Below are 1010 nucleotides of genomic sequence, written 5' to 3'. Positions count from 1 at the left end.
CTCCTCCAGTGTGTAAAAATCCGGCTCTTGGCCCAAGGCACGCAACTCCTCATACTGGGCGGCGGCTAGCGCCAGGTAGGCTTCTTTCGTCATGGGGCAAGTAGAGTAGACCAGACCCTAAGTTACCAACCCAACGCGTAGTTTTGAATTACACCCTGCCCAACACTGGTTTGACCACTGTGGCTACCACGTCCAGATAGCCTGAAAAAGAATATATGGTTCACGAAACCGCTATAACAGGGGATCCTACCCACACCACGAATCCTGCGGATGGAACAGTAGTGCTACGTTACCCAGCTGGAAAAGATCCTTGCCCATAATAAATATTTTACTACTCATGGTGTTTTTTTTCTGACAGATACCACTTTGATACATAACCACCTACGCTAACATCTTCATTATTATACCGAACTAGGGCCCAATTATTTTTAACAATCTCAATTACGGTTAGTGTGGCGTTCCGGCCAAACTGTTGCACAACCGGACCTTTTGCGACCGGTTTATATCTCATATTCAAAAAATTAGCATTTACATAGTAGGTTTCGCCTACTATTAGCTTTGTTCGTGACTTAGTTGTTGCTGTATGATTACCCGAAGGATCTTGTTGACTGCTTGTTCGCTTCCACTTTTCGAGTTTTGAATTATGTGCGTAGAAAGCAGTCAATATTATTGGTGTTATCAAAAATTTCATGGTCTATGATCAGTAAAGTTTAGAGTGAGTCGCATCAAACAAACGAATTAATCTACTCGATTTATACTAAAAGGTCTATTGGGCCGGCAAATATTTTGCAGCTATAGCGGATTCGTGAACGGTGCGGCCAGTGGTCAAGCGGGCTGGGTGTGGTAGCCGCAGTGGTCGAACCAGTTTTTGGCATCCTGGCTGGTAATCCAGTCGATGGCCTCTCGCAGTCCCTCTTTCAGCGCGTCGTAGGAGCGGGCCGCGCTGGCGCGCAGCTTGGTTTTAAGCTTGCTCCAGGCCTGTTCGATGGGGGTGAAGTCGGGCGAGTAGG

1 protein-coding gene and 1 pseudogene are annotated in these 1010 nt (G+C 46.8%); both read right to left on the bottom strand.

The window, feature by feature from the left end; all coding sequences use genetic code 11:
- Positions 1–331: 331 nt before the first annotated feature.
- On the bottom strand, positions 332–511 hold the full coding sequence (locus ABD842_RS21205) for an SH3 domain-containing protein (RefSeq protein WP_425553189.1): 180 nt from the start codon (positions 509–511) through the stop codon (positions 332–334).
- Positions 512–825: 314 nt separating this feature from the next.
- Positions 826–1010: pseudogene (locus ABD842_RS21200) on the bottom strand (IS630-like element ISMae26 family transposase); the annotation flags it as partial.

Origin of the sequence: Hymenobacter algoricola, assembly GCF_039539525.1 — a bacterium.
In the GTDB taxonomy this organism is placed as follows: domain Bacteria; phylum Bacteroidota; class Bacteroidia; order Cytophagales; family Hymenobacteraceae; genus Hymenobacter; species Hymenobacter algoricola.
Note: the sequence above shows the minus strand (reverse complement) of the source record. Positions and strands in the feature narration are given on the sequence as shown.